Genomic DNA, 19,042 nt, shown 5'->3' on the forward strand with positions numbered 1-19,042 from the left:
TCAAGGGACGCCAGAGGGGGTGGCAACCCGTCGCTTTGAGCCCATTGAGTCATTCAACCGCTTTCGGATATCCGGCGCGTCATGCGTTCGGCCATTGCAGCCTTGCCAGCGTTCCTAAGACCCTCGACCGTTCCAATATAATCTAGCTCTTCTCTGTTCTGGCTGAGTTTAGATTTTGCAAGAATCCTTGTTGTGGTCATTTTGAAAGCAACAATTCCATCCAGCATTTTTTCCATATAATCAGTAGGAGCGTCCGCCATTCTCCATGCATTTTCGCCATTTAGCCGCCGCTCGTGCGTCCGCGTGAGAAGGCCGACAGCAGAGCGCTTAGCATGGTCGTCGTGCTGGAAAATCAGCGTGCCATAGACGTGCACGACTTCGTAGTTCCAAGTGGGGACGTGACGGTGATGTTTTGCCTTCGTGGGGTAATAGTTCGGAGACACATAGGCATCGTCGCGGCGGAAAATGGCGAGAACCTCCAGGCGTGGGGTGATGAGGCGATGCATGTCATTAGCCAACGCCACATGGCCTATGAGCTCGCCCTTGGGCGATTTAAGCAAAGGCAAGTGGTTCGCAATAAGCCCATCTTCCGTATGGGCAACAACACACGCCAGAGGTGCCTCATCCATGACAGAGGCAACAGACGAGGCACTCACCTCTTCGAAATGCGGTGGAATGTACATTTGGTGTCCCCTGCTGAGGTAGCGTCGGGGAGAACATGGGGCATAGCTGGCGGTACTCCTACGTCCAGTTTTCCGCCCATAGCCGCCAATACTGGAATACCCAAAATGGTTGCCGGGCATATCGGATTGAGTGCGATGTAGTCGACCGTCCGCTTCGTTCCGCATTGCCGCCACCGCTGGCACGGTCCAGCCCGGTGGCGGTGGCAGGCCGTTAGTGTCGACATGAAGAGCCCATTGCGGACGTTCAGTGATCAGGGGGACAGGATCTCAAGCATGCCGAAACTCAATCTCAGTCAGAGGATTCCGGCGAAGCACCTGAGCACAATGAGCTACTCCCCGCTCCTTGGACAGTTTTGGGATATTTAAGCTACAGCCTGTGCCTGCCGGTCGGTTTCGATTCTGTTGAAGTAGCCCACGGGGGGGGCCGCCCGCCATGGGCAGCGTGTGGCCGCCGATGGTTGTAGAATGTGATCCAAGACCCGATGGCGGCCTTTGCCTGCGACCCGGTCTCCCAGGCGTGCAGGTACCCCTGGCTTTAAGAGGGCGTTCAACCCGTGCCGGGAAGGGCGCTCAGGCCCCGGGTTTCAAAAGTCGAATGGTGCAGGTTTGGCTGTCAAACAGTGCAACTTTCGCTGTCAAGCTACACCGTGACACAGCGCAATTGTGGATGGTGCCCGATGCCATGCATTTCAGCTTTATGCAGGTTTGCAAGCCGGGCGCGGAGGCTATGATCGAGGAGGAGACACCAGGTTATGGCATCGTCTGTCGCGATGGCGGTGCGCGGTCGCGGGACGAAATCCATGCCGATCTGGCACGAGGAATCCTCAACTTTCTCGCGCAAAGTCTGTAACTCAACTAGCCGCCTGTCTGCGCTGCTGCCGCCATTCATTGGGCGCGGAGCCGGCCACCTGGCGGAATTCCCGGTTGAAATTCGACTTGGTCTGGAAGCCGAAATTGAACATGACTTGGGTGACAGGCGCCGCCGTTTCCAGCAGAAGCCGCATTGCCTCGCGAATTCGCCAGTCGTTTATGGCTTGCGACACATTGCAGCCAAGCTGACAGTTGATCGCGCCAGAGACCTGCCGGGCCGGGATGCCGAGACGGCAGGACAGGCGATCCAGCGTCAGGTCGGGATCGCGGTAGAGCCGCCGCTCACTCAAGGGCGCGGTGAGCCGCTCCAGCACCAGCGCGTCGTTGACATTGGGCACTGGATTGGGCGGACCAGGTTCGTCGCTCCCGGCGTCGATCGCATCGCCGCCGGGAGCGCTGGCGGCCAGGCGCAGCATTAAGATGCCTATCAGCGGTAGCATCAGCAGGCTGAGGTGCTGGAACATATTCCTTGAGATCAGCATATCTGAGAAGCGGCCGCTCGCCTCGTCCATGCCCCGCATCGCCCCCAAATCGACTTATGAGGGTGAATCCCCCTCCATATGCCGCGGCAGATCAGAACCCTGTCATGGCGCGAAACTCGGCTCCGGCTCGAAAGCGGATCGCCAGGGAGATGTCTTTTATGCCTGATGCCTGCCTTATGGTGCAGTCGAGTTAGCTCCTGATCTCCGCCTCGTAGGAGATCAGGAAGCGCCGGATCGCGGCTCTGTGGTGCTCCATTGACCGGGGGAGGACCCGTGCAGACAGAGCCCGGAAAGGGCAATATTGCGTGGGAGCAGGTAAACCCGCCTCAGCCGCCGCAATAGGATTCGGCCATCGCGCCGAACTGCTTGTAGCGGTCCCAGAATGCGTCATCGGCCGGTCTTTGCGAAATCCACACGGTATGGGCCAGATCGGGATCGCGGAAGAATTTTGCCGCCCGGCGCTGGTCGCCACCTTTCAGGGTCATATCCGCAACCTGCTGGATGCAGCCGCAAAGGGCGCGGCTTGCTGCTTCGCGACCCGAACGCATGCAGGCCGATTCAATCGGGCCAGCCAGTGTCATGGGCGCAGTTGAGAGAAGCACACCGGCGGCGAGCGCCAGGGAGATGATTGGTTTCATGATGTTCTGCCTCAAGTGCCGCGAACAGGGATTCCCTCCGCCCGACGGTCATTTTTCTGCCAGTGATATTGCCAAAAATCGCCTCTTTTTTCAATCCTTGCAGGAGGCCAGGCAGGCTTTTGCCAGGAAAAAAGACGTGATCGCGGAAACCACAAGCGCCAGGGGGCAGGAGGCGGGTCTGGCGCAAGATCGGCCGCCCCAGGGGGGGGGATCGCGGCCGGATCAGTCGGTGTGGTCTTCGGACAGGATGCGCCAGGCGGAGATCGACCAGCTTGGCCTCGGCGAGACGGTGACGATTGTAGTCTGGATGATTCGCGATTGATCGGCGATGCCGCAGCCAGGCAGGCAGCTGGTATCCAGCCCCCAGCTGCCAAAGGCGCGATGCACGGCATCGGTGAGGCGCAGCAGATCGGGCGAGGGCGCGAAGCTGGTGTCAATCCGCGCGGTGACCTCCTCGAGCCGGGCTTCGGGCAGCTCGATGGTGATCGCGCGGTCGCGCCAGCCAATCCCTGGCAGGACGCGGTTTTTGCCGGCATCGGTGAGATAAGTGCCGTCCTGCAGCACAAAAAATGGCATTGGCGCGGTGAGCCGGACCGAGGTGACCGTGCCGGGGCCATCGCCGAGCCAGGCCTTTGCCTGCTCTGTAAGGCGTGCGACCTCGTCTTCCGCAACAGCCTCGGTTCGGGCTTCTGGTGTCACTTCGGGCGGCAGGCCGACAGGGTCGCGCAGTGTCACCAGTTCTGACGGCAGGTCGATATGGATCCGGCGCAGCCCGGTATCGGGCGGCAGCACCACCTCGGCGCCAGGCTCGGCGAACCAGCGGATCGAATCGGTGGCGATGGCGTCATGATTGATCAGATAGGAGTCGTAATTCTGGAAATGGCTGGTGATCAGTTCGGCCGGGACCGACCGGGGCAGGGCCTGCCGCAGCGCGCCCATGCCCCAGTTTTCCGGGCTGCCCGCCCCGGCAGTCCAGGTCCGGCACAGGATCGTCAGGCAGGTGAAGGTCCGCACAGCCGCACCATCTTTCAGCAGCGTGCCGATTTCCGTAACCGGGGCGCGGCCCGTTTCGCCAGAGATCTCCGCGCCGGTGATATCGCCGTCGCCGGACCCGTCGAGATACCAGAGCGATGGCCGCAACTCCGCCAGCGTTGCGCTGTCGGTGATCAGGCGCGGCCCGGCGCCGGTGACGAAATCCTCAAGGAGGAGCGCGTATTGCCCGGAGGCGAGTTCGTCATCGCTGATCCCGCTCAAAAGCGCGACGGTTGCAGGCCGGGGTGCCATCGCCAGAAACAGAACCGCAAACCCGGGAAAGGCGCCGCGAATCCTCCACCAGGCATAAAGCCCCGCCACTGCCAGCCCGATCCCGCCGCCGGCGAGGCCCCAGAGCAGCGCTTTCTTACCAGGTTTCCGCATTCTGTCCGTCTTCTTATTCCACGGACGAAGGTAAACTACGAAAATCGCAGCTTCCAGTCTGCTTGCCCCTCTTCCCGGCTCTCACGGATGCCGCTATATCCCGCTGCCATGACCCAACTTGATCACATCCGCAATTTCTCCATCGTCGCCCATATCGACCACGGGAAATCCACGCTCGCCGACCGGCTTATCCAGATGACCGGCACGGTGGCCGAGCGTGACATGAAGGCGCAGATCCTCGACTCGATGGATATCGAGCGCGAGCGCGGCATCACGATCAAGGCGAACTCCGTCCGGATCGAATATCCGGCGAAGGATGGGAAAACCTATATCCTGAACCTGATCGACACGCCCGGCCACGTGGACTTCGCCTATGAGGTCTCGCGCTCGATGCGCGCGGTCGAAGGATCGCTTCTGGTGGTTGACGCCTCGCAGGGCGTCGAGGCGCAGACGCTGGCGAACGTGTATCAGGCGCTGGATGCCGGGCATGAGATCGTGCCGGTTCTGAACAAGATCGACCTGCCCGCCGCCGACCCGGATCGGGTGAAGGCCAATATCGAAGACGTGATCGGGCTCGATGCGTCAGACGCGATTCCGATTTCGGCGAAATCGGGCCTTGGTATCCCGGATGTGCTGGAAGCGATTGTTCAGCGCCTGCCGGCGCCGAAAGGTGACCGCGATGCGCCCCTGAAGGCGATGCTGGTTGACAGCTGGTATGACAGCTATCTCGGCGTGGTCGTCATGATCCGCGTCATGGATGGTGTGATCAAAAAGGGCGACCGCATCCGGATGATGCAGACCAATGCGGTCTACCCCATCGACCGTCTCGCCGTGCTGACGCCGAAGATGAAAGATATTGCCGAGCTGGGCCCGGGTGAGATCGGCGTCTTCACCGCCTCGATCAAACAGGTGCGCGATACCCGCGTCGGCGACACTGTCACCCATGAGCGCAAGGGCACCGAGACGCCGCTGCCGGGGTTCAAGCCCGCGCAGCCGGTGGTGTTCTGCGGCCTCTTCCCGGTCGATGCGGCGGATTTCGAGGCACTGCGCGATGCGATCGAAAAACTCGCGCTGAATGATGCCTCTTTCAGCTATGAGATGGAGACCTCGGCGGCGCTTGGCTTTGGTTTCCGCTGCGGTTTCCTTGGCCTTTTGCACCTCGAAGTGATCCGTGAACGGCTGGAGCGTGAATTCGATCTCGATCTGATCACCACCGCGCCGAGCGTGGTGTTCAAGCTGCATATGAAAGACGGCGAGGTGCGCGATCTGCACAACCCCGCCGATATGCCCGACCTGACCTATATCGACCATATCGAAGAGCCGCGCATCAAGGCGACGATCATGGTGCCGGATGAATATCTCGGCGATATCCTGAAACTCTGCCAGGACCGTCGCGGCATCCAGCTGAACCTGACCTATGCCGGCCCGCGCGCGATGGTCGAATATGACTTGCCGCTGGCGGAAGTGGTGTTCGACTTCTACGACCGGCTGAAATCGGTGACCAAGGGCTATGCGTCCTTTGACTACACGCTGAACGAATATCGCGAGGACAATCTCGTGAAGATGTCGATCCTCGTGAACGAAGAGCCGGTCGATGCGCTGGCGATGATGGTTCACCGTGACCGCGCCGAGGCGCGGGGCCGGGTGATGGTTGAAAAGCTGAAAGAGCTGATCCCGCGCCATATGTTCAAGATCCCGATCCAGGCCTCGATCGGCGCAAGGGTGATCGCGCGTGAAACCCTTTCGGCGATGCGCAAGGACGTGACCGCAAAATGCTATGGCGGCGACGCGACGCGTAAGCGCAAACTCCTCGACAAGCAAAAAGAGGGCAAAAAGAAGATGCGGCAGTTCGGCAAGGTCGAGATCCCGCAGACCGCCTTCATCCAGGCGCTCAAGATGGACAATTGACGGGCAGCGTATCCGTTCAGAATCAAAAAGGCCGGCGCTTGCGCCGGCCTTTTTGATTCTGGCCCGCCGAAACTGGCCAAGGCTGCAACAGGGCTGTGCCGCAGCGTGCAATCGCGCTGCGCGCCGGTGCCCCGGCCTTACGCGGGCCTGGCGGTTTTAATGGTGAAAAAGGGAGGGGAGGGCGGCGGTCCCATGGGAGGAGGAGAGGGACCGCCGCAAGTTCCGGTGGCGCAAGGGAGGAGGAGAGCGCCGCCGAACTGATCGGACACCAGGCGCAGGCCTGTGCCCATTTGGGAGGGCGCAGCGGCTCCGGGGAGGAGGAGAGGAGCCACCGCGCTTTCCGGAGACCCCAGGGAGGAGGAGAGGGGCTCCGAACTCGTCTGGCCCGGCGCATAAGCGCGCTGCAGGCCGGTATCTGATGCGGCGACCCCAGGGAGGAGGAGGGGGTCGCCGCTGGTTCGAAGGCCCGAGGGAGGAGGAGTGGGCCACCGAATGGAGCGGGCATTGCTGCCCTTTAAGAGCTGGCGCCACCTGGGAGGAGGGTGGCGGCGCCATTTTCACGCCGGATCCAGGGAGGAGGAGGGGATCCGGGGCGGGAAACTTATTTGCCGTAAGCGGCTTCGCGGGCAACTTCGGTGATCATGGCGCGGGACAGGCCCAGATCCGACAGATCACGATCCGAGAGCGAACGAAGCTCTTCAAGGGTCCGCGAATAGAGTTTACGACGTGCGATTGCGTTGCGCAGGGCCTCGACGACATCGCCGAAGAGCGAGGGCCGGGCCAAAGCGGCGCGGGAGGTGTTCACATATGCCATTTCATCAAGCCTTTGCGTCAGGATCGGCGGTGGTCTTGCCAGGTTTGGCGGATCTTCGTGCCGGTCCGTTGCTTTCCGTTGTCGCTAACATGCGGGCTTTTCTGCGTTTGCACAATAGACGGCCCGGCAATGCTGCCATGCAGCAATCGCATGGCTGTTTTCGGGGCTATGTCATTGATATGAACAGATATGGTTAAAGATCAGGCAGTCTGCGAACACATCTTTCTCCGCCCCTTGCCCTTTTCGCAAAAACTGCCGAGTCTCAGTCAGCGATTTGTCCGGAGAGAGCGATGACAGCCACGCGTGAAGCGGTAACGGAGATTCTGGCGGGGATTGCCCTGCCGGGCGGTGGCACCCTGGTGTCGCGCGATTTGATTCGCGCGCTCTCGGTCGAGAGTGGCGTGGTGCGTTTCGTCATCGAGGCGGAAAGCGCAGATCAGGCGCGGGCGCTGGCGCCGGTCCAGGCGGCGGCAGAGGCGGCGCTGAAGGCGCTGTCGGGGATCACATCGGTCCAGGTGGTGATGACAGCGCATGGCCCGGCGGCGAAAGCGGCACCGAAACCGGCAGGTCCGGTGGTGCGCAGTTCGGGCGCGGCGGGCGAGCCGCCCAGCCTGAAGATCGGCGGTCATCCGACGCCGCAGCAGGGCGGGCCGCAAAAGCTCTCGGGGATCGACCGTATTATCGCGATCGGCTCGGGGAAGGGCGGTGTCGGCAAATCGACGGTCAGTTCGAACCTTGCGGTGGCACTGGCGAAACAGGGGCGGCGCGTCGGGTTGCTGGATGCAGATATATACGGGCCGAGCCAGGCGCGGATGATGGGCGTGTCGAAGCGCCCCTCATCGGTCGATGGCAAGATCATCGAGCCGGTGGTCGCGCATGGCGTCACCATGATGTCGATGGGGCTTTTGCTGAAAGAGGGCGAGGCCGTGGTCTGGCGCGGGCCGATGCTGATGGGGGCGATCCAGCAGCTTTTGTCCCAGGTGGCCTGGGGCGAGCTGGATATTCTGCTGATCGACCTGCCGCCCGGCACCGGTGATGTGCAGCTTTCACTGTCGCAGCGGGTACAGCTGACCGGTGCTCTGGTCGTGTCGACGCCGCAGGATGTGGCGCTGATCGACGCGCTGAAGGCCATCGACATGTTCAACAAGCTGAAAACGCCGATCCTTGGCCTGATCGAGAACATGTCTACTTATATATGCCCCAATTGCGGCCATGAGGCGCATATCTTCGGCCATGGCGGTGTCCCTGCCGAAGCGCAGCGCCTGAACATCCCCTTCCTCGGAGAGCTGCCGCTGGCTCTGGATGTGCGGGTGGCAGGTGATGCCGGGGCGCCGATTGCCGCCAGCGACGGTCCGCTGGCCGAGGCTTATGACCGCCTCGCGCGCCGCCTGATCGACGGCAATATGGCCTGACGGCCCCTGCACCGGCGGCGGTTCCCGCACAGCGCCGGTTTCTGCGCCCCGAACTCCCCCGCCACCTGCCCGGTGGCGGGGTTTTGCTTTACCGGGGCCTCTGCTCGCTGCCAGGGCGCAACCGGTTCCGGGGTGGAATGGCGCCGGAAGGCTCCGAATCAATTGACATGGAATTTCATGGAACTGAGAGGGAGTTTTCACCTCAGGCGGGTGGATCTGTGGGATTGAAGCGGCCAGCACGTGTAAATGGCCCGGGGTGATGCGCAGTCTTTTGCGCAGGGTGTGCCTCGATTCGGAAAAAACTTCGATCCTGCGGGATTGCATGGGATCGGCTGGTTTATCCAATATATCGATAGTAACGCAAACGAGAGCCATAGATATGGTGTTGTGATAAGGCGTGATGGCCACAATATCCTGTTTTCCCATCTCATCCCGGACAAGATATTGCCATCATGATCCAACATTTCCCTTGTCAGACCATGAAATCCCAGGCATGTTGGGGTCACGGAAGATGAGACGGGCAAACAAAGACGTCAGGGGCGGACGAAGACCCCGAACAAAGGCGAAAAAAGGCAGCTCATACAGGCAAACCCTTTCATCGGACGACAGAGATCCGGCGCGCGAGCGAGCAGACATCTCCCCCAGGTGGCGCGCGTAGCTGGACGCCCAGCGATGGGACAGAGGCGGATCGGACAGTGGCAGCAGTCCGATCCGCCCATTTCATTTCTGGACCATGAGAAATTCGGCCGACGGGCCAGAAGACTGACGCCGCAAGGCAAAATCATCGGGCCAGAAGGCCCAGGGACAGAAGCAACAAGGGCCGGCACAAAGCAATGGCTGAGGCATTCAGAGGCGAGTTCTACCAGAAGGTAGATGCAAAGGCGCGGGTTTCGATCCCGGCGCCTTTTCGCCGTATTCTGGAAGCCGGCGATGCCGGGGCAGGGACCTCGCGCCCGCGTGTTGTGATGGTCTATGGCGGCCGCGCCGGTCAGGCCTATGTCGAATGCTATTCCGTCGCGCAAATGGCTGTGATGGAAGATAAGATCCGCAGGCTCGCCCCCGGCACGCCGCAGCGCAAGGCGCTTGAGCGCAATTACATCACCCTCTCGCAGACCGTTGAAATCGATGATGATGGCCGTCTCGTCCTGCCGCAGAAGGTGCGCGAGCGGATCGGCCTGACCGATGCCGGCGAGGCCTGTTTTGCGGGCGCACTGGACACGTTCCAGATCTGGCTGCGTGATACCTATGATGCGGAAATGGCGGCACAGGAAGAGATCGATCTCGACCTGCCCGATGGTGCGGATCTCCTCTCGCTCCTGCCGCATGACGGAGTGTAAGCGATGGCAGGAAGCGCACCGCATATCCCGGTGCTCCTCAGGCCCCTGCTTGCGGCGTCAGCCCCGGTTGAAGGCTTCTGGATTGATGGCACTTTCGGGGCAGGGGGCTATGCAAAGGGTCTGATCGACGCGGGCGCGTCACGGGTTCTTGGCATCGACCGCGATCCGCTGGCGCATCGGATGGCGGCGTCCTGGCTTCCCGATTTCGGCGGGCGTATCGCGCTGGCCATGGGCACATTTTCCGATCTCGACACACTCGCGGGCGAGCCGGCGGATGGCGTTGTCCTTGATATCGGCGTGTCCTCGATGCAGATCGACGAGGCAGAGCGCGGGTTTTCCTTTCAGAAAGACGGCCCGCTCGACATGCGGATGAGCCAGGACGGGCCCTCTGCCGCCGATCTGGTGAATACCGCAGGCGAGGAATATCTCGCGGATATCCTTTATAATTACGGTGAAGAGCGTGCCTCGCGCCGGATTGCGCGCGCGATTGTCGCGGCGCGCGAGACCAGCCCTTTCACCACCACGCTGCAACTGGCCGAAGTGGTCGCGAAACAGCTGCCGCGCCCGAAATTCGGCGAAAGCCATCCGGCAACCCGCAGTTTTCAGGCAATCCGTATCGCGGTGAACGCCGAATTCGATCAGCTGGCCGAGGGGCTGGCAGCGGCCGAGCGGATCCTGAAACCCGGCGGGCGGCTGGCGGTGGTGACCTTCCACAGCCTCGAAGACCGCATCGTCAAGCGGTTCTTCCAGCAGGCCTCCGGCGCCGAACCCGCTGCCAACCGCTATGCGCCGGCGCGGGATGCTGTCACCCCGCGCTTTCGGCTTGCGTCGAAGAAGGCCATCGGCCCCGATGACGAAGAACTTGCCGCCAATCCGCGCGCGCGGTCTGCGAAGCTTCGCATCGGCATTCGCACGGATGCGCCGGCCCTGGCCGCCGATCCGGCGGCGCTCGGGCTTCCCCGGTTTCATGTGACCCGTAATTCGCAAAAAGGACGGTCCTGACATGCGCCCCGTGCTTTACGTTTTTACCTTCCTGTCTGTGATCGCCCTTGGCTTCTGGGCGTATCGCGAAAACTACGCCACCCAGGAAGTGCTGCGTGAGGTCCGGGGGCTGCAGCGCCAGATTGCCAGCCTGCGCGAGGGTCTGTCGGTGCAAAAGGCGGAATGGGCCTGGCTGAACCGGCCCGACCGGTTGCGGGATCTGGTTTCGCTGAATTTCGAACGCGTGCCGCTGATGCCGATGGAACCGGGTCAGTTCGGCTCCACGGCAAGCGTCGCCTATCCGGTACCCGAGATCCCCGCGATCGAACTGCCCGACGGCGTCGGCGCGATCCGGATCACCTCGGCCACAGCAGAAGAGGGGCTCTGATCCATGCGCACACCCCTCCGCCCGCTTGCCCGTATCCTTGAGGCGCGCCAGAACGGTGAAAACCCCGATCTGATCGAGCGCGAGAATCTCGAACGCCGCCATGAGGTGATCCGCGACAAAAGCCAGCCTCGCGCATCGGCCCGGCTGGGGCTGCTCGCTCTGGCCTTTGGCTGCGCCTATCTGACCATCGGGGTCCGGATGGGCCATCTGGCGGCCTCCGAGCCGGTCGAGCCGGTGGCCTCCGCGCCGGGGGCCGAGATCGTCGCGCAACGCGCCGATATCACGGACAGAAATGGCCGCATCCTTGCGACGAACATGACCACTTCGGCGCTTTACGCGCATCCGAAAGACATGGTCGATCCCAAAGGCTCGGCGCGCAAACTGGCAGAGATCTTCCCCGATCTGAAGGCCGAAGACCTGGAACGCCGCTTTACCGACGGACGCCGGTTCCTCTGGGTGAGGAAGGTTCTCAGCCCCGAACAGATGCAGGCGGTGCATGAGATCGGCGATCCGGGGCTCTTGTTCGGCCCACGCGAGATGCGGCTTTACCCGAACGGCACGCTCGCGGCGCATGTGCTGGGCGGCTATTCCTTTGGCGCAGAAGGCGTGCATTCCGCCGAGGTGATCGGCACTGCCGGGATCGAAAAGGCGATGGATGCGCGGCTGCGCGATCCCGCCCAGGCCGGTCAGCCGCTGGAGCTCTCGCTTGACCTCACCGTGCAGGCCACGGTCGAAGAGGTGCTTTCCGCCGGGATTTCGATGCTGAATGCGCGCGGCGGCGCGGCGATTGTGATGGATGTGCGCACCGGCGAGATCGTGGCTCTGGCTTCGGCGCCGACTTTTGATCCGAATGACCGCCCCGTGCCGCTGGTCGGCAAGGATGACGAACCCTCTGACAGCCCGCTTTTCAACCGCGCGGTGCAGGGCGTCTATGAGCTGGGCTCGGCCTTCAAGATCTTTGCCGCCGCCCAGGCGATGGAGCTGGGCCTTGTGACGCCCGAAACCCTCGTTGATGCCAATGCGCCGATGACCTGGGGCAAGCACCGCATCAAGGAATTCGAGGGCAAGAATTACGGCCCGATGCTCTCGGTGCGCAAAGTGATCGAGAAATCGTCAAACGTGGGCACCGCCCATATCGCGCTGATGATCGGGCCGCAGCGCCAGCAGGCCTTTCTGAAATCGCTTGGGTTCTTTGACCCGACGCCGGTCGAGCTGATCGAGGCCCCGGGTGCGCGGCCGCTGATCCCCAGGCGCTGGCCCGAGATCGTGACCATCACGACCTCTTATGGGCACGGCATGTCGGCAAGCCCGCTGCATCTCGCGGCGGCCTATGCCGCGATTGCGAATGGCGGCATCTATATCAAGCCGACGCTCCTGAAACAAAAGGGCCCCGCATCGGGCATCCGGGTGATGAGCGAGAAGGTCGCGAAGGAATCGGTTTCGATGCTGCGTTCGGTCGTGACGCATGGCACGGCGAGCCTTGGCGAGGTCAAAGGCTATGAGGTCGCGGGCAAGACCGGCACCGCCGACAAGCCCAAGAAATCCGGCGGCTATTACAAGGACAAGGTGATCAACACTTTCGCCTCGACCTTCCCGGCCTCGAACCCGCGCTATGTGGTGATCGTGACGCTGGATGAACCCGCGGATACGTCGGGGCCACGGCCGCTGCGCACTGCTGGCTGGACCTCTGTACCGGTCACCGCCGAGATGATCCGCCGCATCGCGCCGCTGCTTGACGTGAGGCCGATAGTTGAACCCATCACCGGAGCTGCGCTAACAGCAGCGGCAAACTGAACGGGTGCCAGAGCTGCGGCTGAAAGCGGCAGCGAACTGAACGGGTGAAATATGGCGGGTGAAAAGCGGCTCTCGGGGCTTGGGCTGAAGGCAAGACAAAGCAGGGATCCGGTCCTGACCGGGATCACGGCCGACAGCCGGGCGGTAAAGCCCGGCTTCCTCTTTGCGGCACTGCCCGGAAGCCTGCGCCATGGCGCAGATTTCATCGCAACCGCGCTGGAAAAGGGCGCAGCCGCGATCCTCACCGATCCGATGGGCGCGGTGATCGGGACCGAAGTGATCGGGCTGAAAGAGGTGGCGCTGGTCGTGGTGGACGAGCCGCGCGAGGCCCTCGCGCGCGCAAGCGCCCTCTGGTCGGGCGCCCAGCCTGCCGTGATGGCGGCGGTCACCGGCACCAATGGGAAGACCAGCGTTGCCACCTTTACGCGCCAGATCTGGCAGGCGCTTGGCAAGCCTGCGATCAATATCGGCACGACCGGGGTGGAGGGCGACTGGCAGGCACCATCCGCCCATACCACCCCCGACCCGGTGACCCTGCATGCCATGCTGGCAGATGCGGCGGCAGACGGCATCACCCATGCCGTGATGGAGGCCTCCTCGCACGGGCTCGACCAGCGCCGCCTCGAAGGCGTGCGCCTGAAAGCCGCGGGCTTCACCAATCTGACCCAGGACCATCTCGACTATCACCACACGATGGAGGCCTATTTCACCGCGAAAGCCGGCCTCTTCACCCGGCTTCTTCCCGATGACGCGGTGGCGGTGATCAATCTCGATGGCGCCTATGGCCCTGAAATGGCCGAGCTCGCCGAGGCCCGCGGCCTGCCGGTGCTGCGTGTCGGACGCGGCGAGACCGGGCCGCTCCCCGATCTGCAGATAAAAGCGATCCGCCCCGATGCGACCGGCCAGGAATTGCGGCTCTTGTGGCAGGGTAAGCCCTTCCAGGCGCGGCTGGGTCTGACCGGCTCCTTCCAGGCGGAAAATGTCGCCCTGGCGGCGGGCCTTGTCATCGCCTGTGGCGAGAAACCGGACCGCGTGATGGAGGCGCTGCCCGGCCTCAAAGGCGTGCGCGGCCGGATGGAACTGGCAGCGACCCGCAGAAATGGCGCGCCGGTCTATGTCGATTACGCCCATACGCCCGATGCCATCGCCACCGCGCTGCGAGGCCTGCGCCCGCATGTGATGGGCCGCCTGATCGTGGTCTTCGGCGCCGGCGGCGACCGCGACCGCACGAAACGCCCGCTGATGGGCGAGGCTGCACAGGCCAATGCCGATATCCTCTTCGTGACCGACGACAATCCGCGCTCGGAAGAGCCCGCCGCCATTCGCGCCGAGATTATGGCCGCCTGCCCGGAGGCCAATGAGGTCGGTGACCGCGCCGAGGCGATCCTGCGCGCCGTTGACGCGCTTCTCCCTGGCGACGCCCTGCTGATTGCGGGCAAAGGCCATGAAACCGGCCAGATCATCAAAGGCGAAGTCTATCCTTTCGACGATGTCGAACAGGCCTCGGTCGCGACCGCCGCGCTGGACGGGCTGATCTGATGCGCGACATTGCCCATTTCATCTGTCTGGAAATATCCCCGGGGGGCGGCTCCGCAGGAGCCGGGGGGCAGGCAGCCCCCCTCCTCCCCGAGCCACAGGACGCGCGCGTATGACCCCGCTCTGGACCTCCTCTGATGCCGCAACCGCCACCGGCGGGCGCACCAGCCGCGACTGGGCCGCCACCGGCGTCTCGATCGATACCCGGACACTGAAGCAAGGCGATCTCTTCGTGGCGCTGGCCGCCGCGCGGGATGGCCATGATTTCGTGGCCCAGGCGCTGGAAAAAGGCGCCGCCGCCGCTCTGGTCACCCATATCCCCGAAGGCGTCAGTCCGGAGGCGCCACTCCTGATCGTGCCCGATGTCCTTAAAGGTCTCGAAGCCCTCGGGCGCGCGGCCCGCACCCGCACCAAAGCCCGGGTCATCGGTGTCACCGGTTCTGTCGGCAAGACCTCGACCAAGGAAATGCTGCGCGCCATGCTTTCGGGTCAGGGCGTCACCCATGCGGCGGAAGCCAGCTATAACAACCATTGGGGCGTGCCGCTGACCCTCGCCCGGATGCCGGTCGACAGTGATTTCGCGGTGATCGAGATCGGCATGTCGAACCCGGGCGAGATCGCGCCGCTCGCGCGCCTTGCCCGCCCGCATGTCGCGCTGATCACCACCGTTGCCCCGGCCCATATGGCCGCTTTCGGCTCCATCGAGGGGATCGCCCGCGAAAAAGGCGCGATTTTCGAAGGGCTGGAGCCGGGCGGCACCGCCGTGATCAATCTTGATCTCGACACCACGCCGGTTCTCACCGCGCTGGCAGAAGCCGCCGGCGCGCAGATCCTGGGCTTTGGCCGTGCCAGGGACGCCGCCTGGCATCTCGACGAGGTACGTCCGGGCGATGAGATCACCGTGGTCCGCGCCAGCCATGACGGGCAGATGAGCCTTTTCCGCATCGCCTCGCCCGGCGCGCATTTCGCGATGAACGCGCTTGGTGCGCTGGCCTCGGTCGCGGCGCTCGGCGCCGATCCGGTGCTGGCCGCACATGATCTCGGGCGCTGGCAGCCCCCCTCGGGGCGCGGCACCCGCGAGCGGATCGAGCTCGACGTGGTGGAAGAGACCTTCTTCGATCTGATCGATGACAGTTTCAACGCGAACCCGGCCTCGCTGGCCGCCAGTCTCGACATGCTGATCCGCGCGAAACCGGTTGACGGGATCGGCGCCCTCGGCGCTGGCCGCCGCATCGCAGTTCTCGGCGATATGCTGGAACTTGGCCCGCAGGAATTGCAGCTCCATGCCGCGGTCGCGGATCACCCCGGGCTGAAAGCGGTCACCCTGATCCACTGCGTCGGGCCGCGCATGCGGGAACTTCACCGCGCGCTTCCCCTTGCGCAGCGCGGCGAATGGGTGGAAACGGCGGCGGAACTGGCGGGACGTGCCCGCGCATTGATGGATCCGGGCGATATCCTGCTCGTCAAGGGCTCCAAAGGATCGAAAGTCAGTCTTGTGGCCGAAGCCCTGCGCCGTCTGGGCACTGCCCGCATGAAAACCGAAGGAACCGAGTGAATGCTTTTCTGGCTGACCGAACTCTCTGACGGGGGCGATTTCTTCAATCTGTTCCGGTATATCACCTTCCGGGCAGGGATGGCTTTCGGCACTGCGCTGATCTTCGGTTTCATCTTCGGGCGTCCGCTGATCAACCTCTTGCGCCGCAAGCAGGGGAAGGGGCAGCCGATCCGCGATGACGGGCCGCAGAGCCATTTCGCGAAAGCCGGCACCCCGACAATGGGGGGGCTCCTGATCCTTTCGGCCCTGACGATTTCGACGCTCCTTTGGGCGCGGCTTGATAATCCTTATGTCTGGATCGTGCTGCTGGTCACGCTGGCCTTCGGCCTGATCGGTTTCGCGGATGACTATGCCAAGGTCACCAAACAGAACACCAAGGGCGTGTCGTCACGTATCCGGTTTATCCTTGGCCTGGTGATCGCGGGCCTTGCGGCCTGGGCGGCGGCGCGGTTCCACCCCGAAGGGCTGACCAATCAGCTGGCCATGCCTTTCTTTAAGGATGCGCTGATCAATCTGGGGATCTTCTTTGTGCCTTTCGGCATGATCGTGATTGTGGGCGCCGCCAATGCGGTGAACCTGACCGACGGGCTGGATGGTCTGGCAATCATGCCGGTGATGATCGCCGCCGGCACGATCGGCGTTATCGCTTATGTGGTCGGCACCTCGACCATGGCGAATTACCTCGGTGTCCATGCCGTGCCGGGTACGGCGGAACTGGTGATCTTCGCCTCGGCGCTGATCGGCGGCGGGCTTGGCTTCCTGTGGTATAATGCGCCGCCCGCAGCGGTGTTCATGGGCGATACCGGCTCGCTCGCGCTTGGCGGCGCTTTGGGCGCGATGGCGGTCTGCACCAAACACGAGATCGTTCTGGCCATCGTCGGCGGCCTTTTCGTGGTCGAGGCGCTGAGCGTGATCATCCAGGTGCTGTACTACAAACGCACCAAAAAACGGATCTTCCTGATGGCGCCGATCCACCACCATTTCGAGAAAAAGGGCTGGGCCGAGCCGCAGATCGTGATCCGCTTCTGGATCATCTCGCTGATCCTCGCGATGATCGGGCTGGCGACGCTGAAGGTGCGCTGAAGCCGGGCCCCGAAATCCGGTAAGGACCGCCGCTTTCCCTGACGGTGAACCTTAGGTTCTTTTGTTCCCCCGGGGCCGTCAGGTCCGGACCCGGGGGGCTGCATCCCTGTCATGCGGGATCAGCTTGCGCTGAGGCAATCCGCGGTGGCAATCACGGCATCACGGGTTCCCGTGAGATCAAGCAGCGCCACCTCACCGTCGGAATTTGACAGGCTCAGCGTATTTTTCAGCGCCAGATCCGTAATGAATTCCTCATTCTCGATCAGCACGATAATGCCGCCGATCTCATTGTCACTCACGCCATGGCCATCGGCCTCCCATTTCTGGTCATCCAGATCGATGGTCATCGGATAGGCATTGCCATCGGTGATATCGGTCCAGTCGCTGTTGAACACGGCCATGAAAGCCGCATCTTCTTTGAGATCAAAGCCGACCTGAACGATTGATCCGTCCTCGAACGCGGACATCATATAACAGCCGCCGCCCATATTCGCGTCGCGGTAGATCTCCCAGCCGCCTGCCTCGCCAACCACTTCTGCGGCCTGGCCCGGAGCGAGCGACACCATCAGGGCAATGCCGGCAAGCGTAAAACTTCTGAACATTATAGTAATCTCCTCTGAGTATGAGAGGATGTCTGGCATCGGCTTTGGGTTCCCGCAAGGGGCGAACTCCCTCTCATCCGGTATCGTTCTGGTTTGCATCACCGGCTCAGAGTTCTGATCCGACCTTCCCTGATCCCCCGGCGGGGTGGGGCGGTCTCAGCGATCCAGCGCGCCTTTGCCGGCAAGGATCTTCGGGCGGAATTTCTCGATCCGTGCGATCCGCGTGGCCGATGTCTTCGCACCGCTCAGGTTGAAGGCGTAGCTTTTCTGCCGCCCCGGGGTCAGCGCGTGGAAGGCCTCGGCCAGGTCCGGATCGGCGTCCAGCGCTTCGACAAGTTCATCCGGCAATGCAATCTCGCTGACCTCGCGGGGCGGCCGGAGGCCGGCTTCCGCATAACCCATCGCCTCGCGCAGATATGCGGTGATCACCGGCTCCAGCGCGGTTACCCGGGTATTCTCGGTGAAGCGGATCATATCGGGGTGTTTCGTATTCGGCCCCTGGCGTTCAAGCACGCCATCGGGGTCTTTCATCAGCGCGGCGTTGAAGAAGCTCAGCCGGAAATCGCCCCTGAGCGCGCCGATGATCGCGATATTGCGGTCGGCATGGACATAGCAGGGATGGCCCCATTTCACGACCTCTGCCAGACCGGCGGCCCGGCAGATCCGCCGCAGCTCTGCCAGACCTGCCGCCCAGAGGCGGGTCGAACAGTCCGGTGTCGAGAATCGCGGGCAGCGCCCGCAGCCGAGAGTGAAATAATCCTCGATTTCGGAAATCATCATCGGGCTCGCCTCCTGCAGCTGGCCCGCCCAGCCTGGCAGATCCGGCCGCGCAATGCAAAAAGGGCGGCAAAACTGCCGCCCCTTCCGCTTCTGATCCCGCCGGGGGACGAAGATCAGAATTTCATCACATAGGAGACGCTGGCGACCAGCGGATCGATCTCGGCCTTGCCGATTTTCGTTCCGTTCAGCAGCACATCGCTGTCGATATCGACATAGCGGATATCGGCGCGCAGAGCGGCCTTTTCGCTGATCGCGTAATCCACGCCGAGGGTCGCGGCGAGGCCGAAGCTCTCCCTGATCTGCAGCGTGCCGAGCGAGGATTTCTCTTCGAAGAATTTGGTGTAATTCACCCCGAGCCCGACAAAGGGCGTGAATTTGCTGGTGGTCGGGATATGCCAGTTGACGCTGAGGGTCGGCGGCAGCTGTTTGGTCGAGCCGATCTCGCCCAGCCCGGCCAGGCTGATATCATGTTTGAAAGGTGCTGCGGCCAGCAGCTCGATCCCGATATTGTCGCGGACGAAATATTCCAGTGTCAGGATCGGGCGGGTGTTCTTGCCGATGCTCGAATCCATCCCGGCCAGAGCGCCGTTATTGTCCTTTGGCGCAACGGTTCCGATCCCGAAGCCGAGGGTGATGGTACCGGCTTCCTGCGCAAGGGCAGGGGTGGCGGTGACGAGAGCGGCGAGAAGCGCGGCGGAGAGATGTTTCATACCCGTTACTTTCTGTTTTCAACACCAGCAGGACTAGCCTGTCGCAGCGATGG

The 19,042-nt window shown here is 62.8% G+C and carries 19 protein-coding genes; 10 read left to right on the forward strand and 9 right to left on the reverse strand.

Annotated elements, in window-relative coordinates; genetic code table 11:
- Positions 1 to 53: 53 nt before the first annotated feature.
- Together BLW25_RS02900 and BLW25_RS02905 are read right to left on the reverse strand one after the other, a co-directional pair.
- Entirely contained in the window at positions 54 to 683 is a 630-nt protein-coding gene (locus BLW25_RS02900) for an FMN-binding negative transcriptional regulator (RefSeq protein WP_092896154.1), read from the reverse strand.
- A 367-nt stretch (positions 684 to 1,050) separates the two neighbouring features.
- Complete coding sequence (locus tag BLW25_RS02905) at positions 1,051 to 1,206, reverse strand: integrase core domain-containing protein (RefSeq protein ID WP_092901408.1); 156 nt, start codon at positions 1,204 to 1,206, stop codon at positions 1,051 to 1,053.
- A gap of 144 nt (positions 1,207 to 1,350) precedes the next feature.
- Here BLW25_RS02905 and BLW25_RS24620 point away from each other — a divergent pair, with 144 nt between their 5' ends.
- On the forward strand, positions 1,351 to 1,533 hold the full coding sequence (locus tag BLW25_RS24620) for a hypothetical protein (protein ID WP_216279321.1): 183 nt from the start codon (positions 1,351 to 1,353) through the stop codon (positions 1,531 to 1,533).
- Position 1,534: 1 nt separating this feature from the next.
- On the opposite strand, the gene BLW25_RS02915 is transcribed toward BLW25_RS24620, so the two are convergent.
- The 3 genes from BLW25_RS02915 to BLW25_RS02925 all read right to left on the reverse strand — a co-directional run bounded on the left by BLW25_RS02915 (position 1,535) and on the right by BLW25_RS02925 (position 4,089).
- Positions 1,535 to 2,065, reverse strand: a complete 531-nt coding sequence (locus BLW25_RS02915; protein ID WP_216279322.1) for a helix-turn-helix domain-containing protein — start codon at positions 2,063 to 2,065, stop codon at positions 1,535 to 1,537.
- A gap of 296 nt (positions 2,066 to 2,361) precedes the next feature.
- The gene (locus BLW25_RS02920) at positions 2,362 to 2,673 is read right to left on the reverse strand and encodes a hypothetical protein (protein WP_249496807.1); all 312 of its coding nucleotides are present in this window, start codon (positions 2,671 to 2,673) and stop codon (positions 2,362 to 2,364) included.
- A 222-nt stretch (positions 2,674 to 2,895) separates the two neighbouring features.
- The gene (locus BLW25_RS02925; RefSeq protein ID WP_092896160.1) at positions 2,896 to 4,089 is read right to left on the reverse strand and encodes a hypothetical protein; all 1,194 of its coding nucleotides are present in this window, start codon (positions 4,087 to 4,089) and stop codon (positions 2,896 to 2,898) included.
- A 108-nt stretch (positions 4,090 to 4,197) separates the two neighbouring features.
- On the opposite strand from BLW25_RS02925, the gene lepA reads away from it, so the two are divergent.
- Positions 4,198 to 5,997, forward strand: a complete 1,800-nt coding sequence (gene lepA, locus BLW25_RS02930; RefSeq protein WP_171909595.1) for a translation elongation factor 4 — start codon at positions 4,198 to 4,200, stop codon at positions 5,995 to 5,997.
- A 601-nt stretch (positions 5,998 to 6,598) separates the two neighbouring features.
- On the opposite strand, the gene BLW25_RS02935 is transcribed toward lepA, so the two are convergent.
- The gene (locus tag BLW25_RS02935; RefSeq protein ID WP_092896164.1) at positions 6,599 to 6,811 is read right to left on the reverse strand and encodes a DUF1127 domain-containing protein; all 213 of its coding nucleotides are present in this window, start codon (positions 6,809 to 6,811) and stop codon (positions 6,599 to 6,601) included.
- A 290-nt stretch (positions 6,812 to 7,101) separates the two neighbouring features.
- Here BLW25_RS02935 and BLW25_RS02940 point away from each other — a divergent pair, with 290 nt between their 5' ends.
- From BLW25_RS02940 to mraY, 8 genes are all read left to right on the forward strand, one after another.
- Complete coding sequence (locus BLW25_RS02940; RefSeq protein ID WP_092896166.1) at positions 7,102 to 8,223, forward strand: Mrp/NBP35 family ATP-binding protein; 1,122 nt, start codon at positions 7,102 to 7,104, stop codon at positions 8,221 to 8,223.
- 833 nt (positions 8,224 to 9,056) lie between these two features.
- Positions 9,057 to 9,560: a division/cell wall cluster transcriptional repressor MraZ gene (gene mraZ, locus BLW25_RS02945; RefSeq protein WP_092896168.1), complete on the forward strand. Its 504-nt coding sequence runs from the start codon at positions 9,057 to 9,059 to the stop codon at positions 9,558 to 9,560.
- Positions 9,561 to 9,563: 3 nt separating this feature from the next.
- Positions 9,564 to 10,562: a 16S rRNA (cytosine(1402)-N(4))-methyltransferase RsmH gene (rsmH, locus tag BLW25_RS02950; RefSeq protein WP_092896170.1), complete on the forward strand. Its 999-nt coding sequence runs from the start codon at positions 9,564 to 9,566 to the stop codon at positions 10,560 to 10,562.
- Between the two features lies 1 nt (position 10,563).
- Complete coding sequence (locus BLW25_RS02955) at positions 10,564 to 10,929, forward strand: cell division protein FtsL (RefSeq protein ID WP_092896172.1); 366 nt, start codon at positions 10,564 to 10,566, stop codon at positions 10,927 to 10,929.
- A gap of 3 nt (positions 10,930 to 10,932) precedes the next feature.
- The gene (locus BLW25_RS02960; protein WP_092896174.1) at positions 10,933 to 12,723 is read left to right on the forward strand and encodes a peptidoglycan D,D-transpeptidase FtsI family protein; all 1,791 of its coding nucleotides are present in this window, start codon (positions 10,933 to 10,935) and stop codon (positions 12,721 to 12,723) included.
- 51 nt (positions 12,724 to 12,774) lie between these two features.
- Positions 12,775 to 14,262: a UDP-N-acetylmuramoyl-L-alanyl-D-glutamate--2,6-diaminopimelate ligase gene (locus BLW25_RS02965; RefSeq protein WP_092896176.1), complete on the forward strand. Its 1,488-nt coding sequence runs from the start codon at positions 12,775 to 12,777 to the stop codon at positions 14,260 to 14,262.
- A gap of 109 nt (positions 14,263 to 14,371) precedes the next feature.
- Positions 14,372 to 15,814, forward strand: a complete 1,443-nt coding sequence (gene murF, locus BLW25_RS02970) for a UDP-N-acetylmuramoyl-tripeptide--D-alanyl-D-alanine ligase (protein WP_092896178.1) — start codon at positions 14,372 to 14,374, stop codon at positions 15,812 to 15,814.
- Positions 15,815 to 16,897 (forward strand): phospho-N-acetylmuramoyl-pentapeptide-transferase, encoded by a 1,083-nt coding sequence (mraY, locus tag BLW25_RS02975; protein ID WP_092896180.1) that lies wholly within the window; start codon positions 15,815 to 15,817, stop codon positions 16,895 to 16,897.
- 119 nt (positions 16,898 to 17,016) lie between these two features.
- Here mraY and BLW25_RS02980 read toward each other — a convergent pair whose 3' ends face one another.
- The 3 genes from BLW25_RS02980 to BLW25_RS02990 form a co-directional block, all read right to left on the reverse strand.
- Positions 17,017 to 17,499 carry a hypothetical protein gene (locus tag BLW25_RS02980; RefSeq protein ID WP_092896182.1) on the reverse strand — a complete coding sequence of 161 codons (483 nt, stop codon included), beginning with the start codon at positions 17,497 to 17,499 and terminating at the stop codon, positions 17,017 to 17,019.
- A 156-nt stretch (positions 17,500 to 17,655) separates the two neighbouring features.
- The gene (locus tag BLW25_RS02985; protein WP_216279323.1) at positions 17,656 to 18,279 is read right to left on the reverse strand and encodes a YdeI/OmpD-associated family protein; all 624 of its coding nucleotides are present in this window, start codon (positions 18,277 to 18,279) and stop codon (positions 17,656 to 17,658) included.
- Positions 18,280 to 18,392: 113 nt separating this feature from the next.
- Positions 18,393 to 18,989 carry an OmpW/AlkL family protein gene (locus BLW25_RS02990; protein ID WP_092896184.1) on the reverse strand — a complete coding sequence of 199 codons (597 nt, stop codon included), beginning with the start codon at positions 18,987 to 18,989 and terminating at the stop codon, positions 18,393 to 18,395.
- Positions 18,990 to 19,042 lie beyond the last annotated feature (53 nt).

This window comes from Rhodobacter sp. 24-YEA-8 (assembly GCF_900105075.1).
Taxonomy (GTDB): domain Bacteria; phylum Pseudomonadota; class Alphaproteobacteria; order Rhodobacterales; family Rhodobacteraceae; genus Pseudogemmobacter.

Excerpts from the sequence above, each read along its gene's own strand:
- BLW25_RS02900 (WP_092896154.1), bottom strand. The coding sequence starts at position 683 with ATGTACATTCCACCGCATTTCGAAGAGGTGAGTGCCTCGTCTGTTGCC.
- BLW25_RS24620 (WP_216279321.1), top strand. The coding sequence starts at position 1,351 with ATGGTGCCCGATGCCATGCATTTCAGCTTTATGCAGGTTTGCAAGCCG.
- BLW25_RS02915 (WP_216279322.1), bottom strand. The coding sequence starts at position 2,065 with ATGGACGAGGCGAGCGGCCGCTTCTCAGATATGCTGATCTCAAGGAAT.
- BLW25_RS02920 (WP_249496807.1), bottom strand. The coding sequence starts at position 2,673 with ATGAAACCAATCATCTCCCTGGCGCTCGCCGCCGGTGTGCTTCTCTCA.
- BLW25_RS02925 (WP_092896160.1), bottom strand. The coding sequence starts at position 4,089 with ATGCGGAAACCTGGTAAGAAAGCGCTGCTCTGGGGCCTCGCCGGCGGC.
- lepA (WP_171909595.1), top strand. The coding sequence starts at position 4,198 with ATGACCCAACTTGATCACATCCGCAATTTCTCCATCGTCGCCCATATC.
- BLW25_RS02935 (WP_092896164.1), bottom strand. The coding sequence starts at position 6,811 with ATGGCATATGTGAACACCTCCCGCGCCGCTTTGGCCCGGCCCTCGCTC.
- BLW25_RS02940 (WP_092896166.1), top strand. The coding sequence starts at position 7,102 with ATGACAGCCACGCGTGAAGCGGTAACGGAGATTCTGGCGGGGATTGCC.
- mraZ (WP_092896168.1), top strand. The coding sequence starts at position 9,057 with ATGGCTGAGGCATTCAGAGGCGAGTTCTACCAGAAGGTAGATGCAAAG.
- rsmH (WP_092896170.1), top strand. The coding sequence starts at position 9,564 with ATGGCAGGAAGCGCACCGCATATCCCGGTGCTCCTCAGGCCCCTGCTT.
- BLW25_RS02955 (WP_092896172.1), top strand. The coding sequence starts at position 10,564 with ATGCGCCCCGTGCTTTACGTTTTTACCTTCCTGTCTGTGATCGCCCTT.
- BLW25_RS02960 (WP_092896174.1), top strand. The coding sequence starts at position 10,933 with ATGCGCACACCCCTCCGCCCGCTTGCCCGTATCCTTGAGGCGCGCCAG.
- BLW25_RS02965 (WP_092896176.1), top strand. The coding sequence starts at position 12,775 with ATGGCGGGTGAAAAGCGGCTCTCGGGGCTTGGGCTGAAGGCAAGACAA.
- murF (WP_092896178.1), top strand. The coding sequence starts at position 14,372 with ATGACCCCGCTCTGGACCTCCTCTGATGCCGCAACCGCCACCGGCGGG.
- mraY (WP_092896180.1), top strand. The coding sequence starts at position 15,815 with ATGCTTTTCTGGCTGACCGAACTCTCTGACGGGGGCGATTTCTTCAAT.
- BLW25_RS02980 (WP_092896182.1), bottom strand. The coding sequence starts at position 17,499 with ATGTTCAGAAGTTTTACGCTTGCCGGCATTGCCCTGATGGTGTCGCTC.
- BLW25_RS02985 (WP_216279323.1), bottom strand. The coding sequence starts at position 18,279 with ATGATGATTTCCGAAATCGAGGATTATTTCACTCTCGGCTGCGGGCGC.
- BLW25_RS02990 (WP_092896184.1), bottom strand. The coding sequence starts at position 18,989 with ATGAAACATCTCTCCGCCGCGCTTCTCGCCGCTCTCGTCACCGCCACC.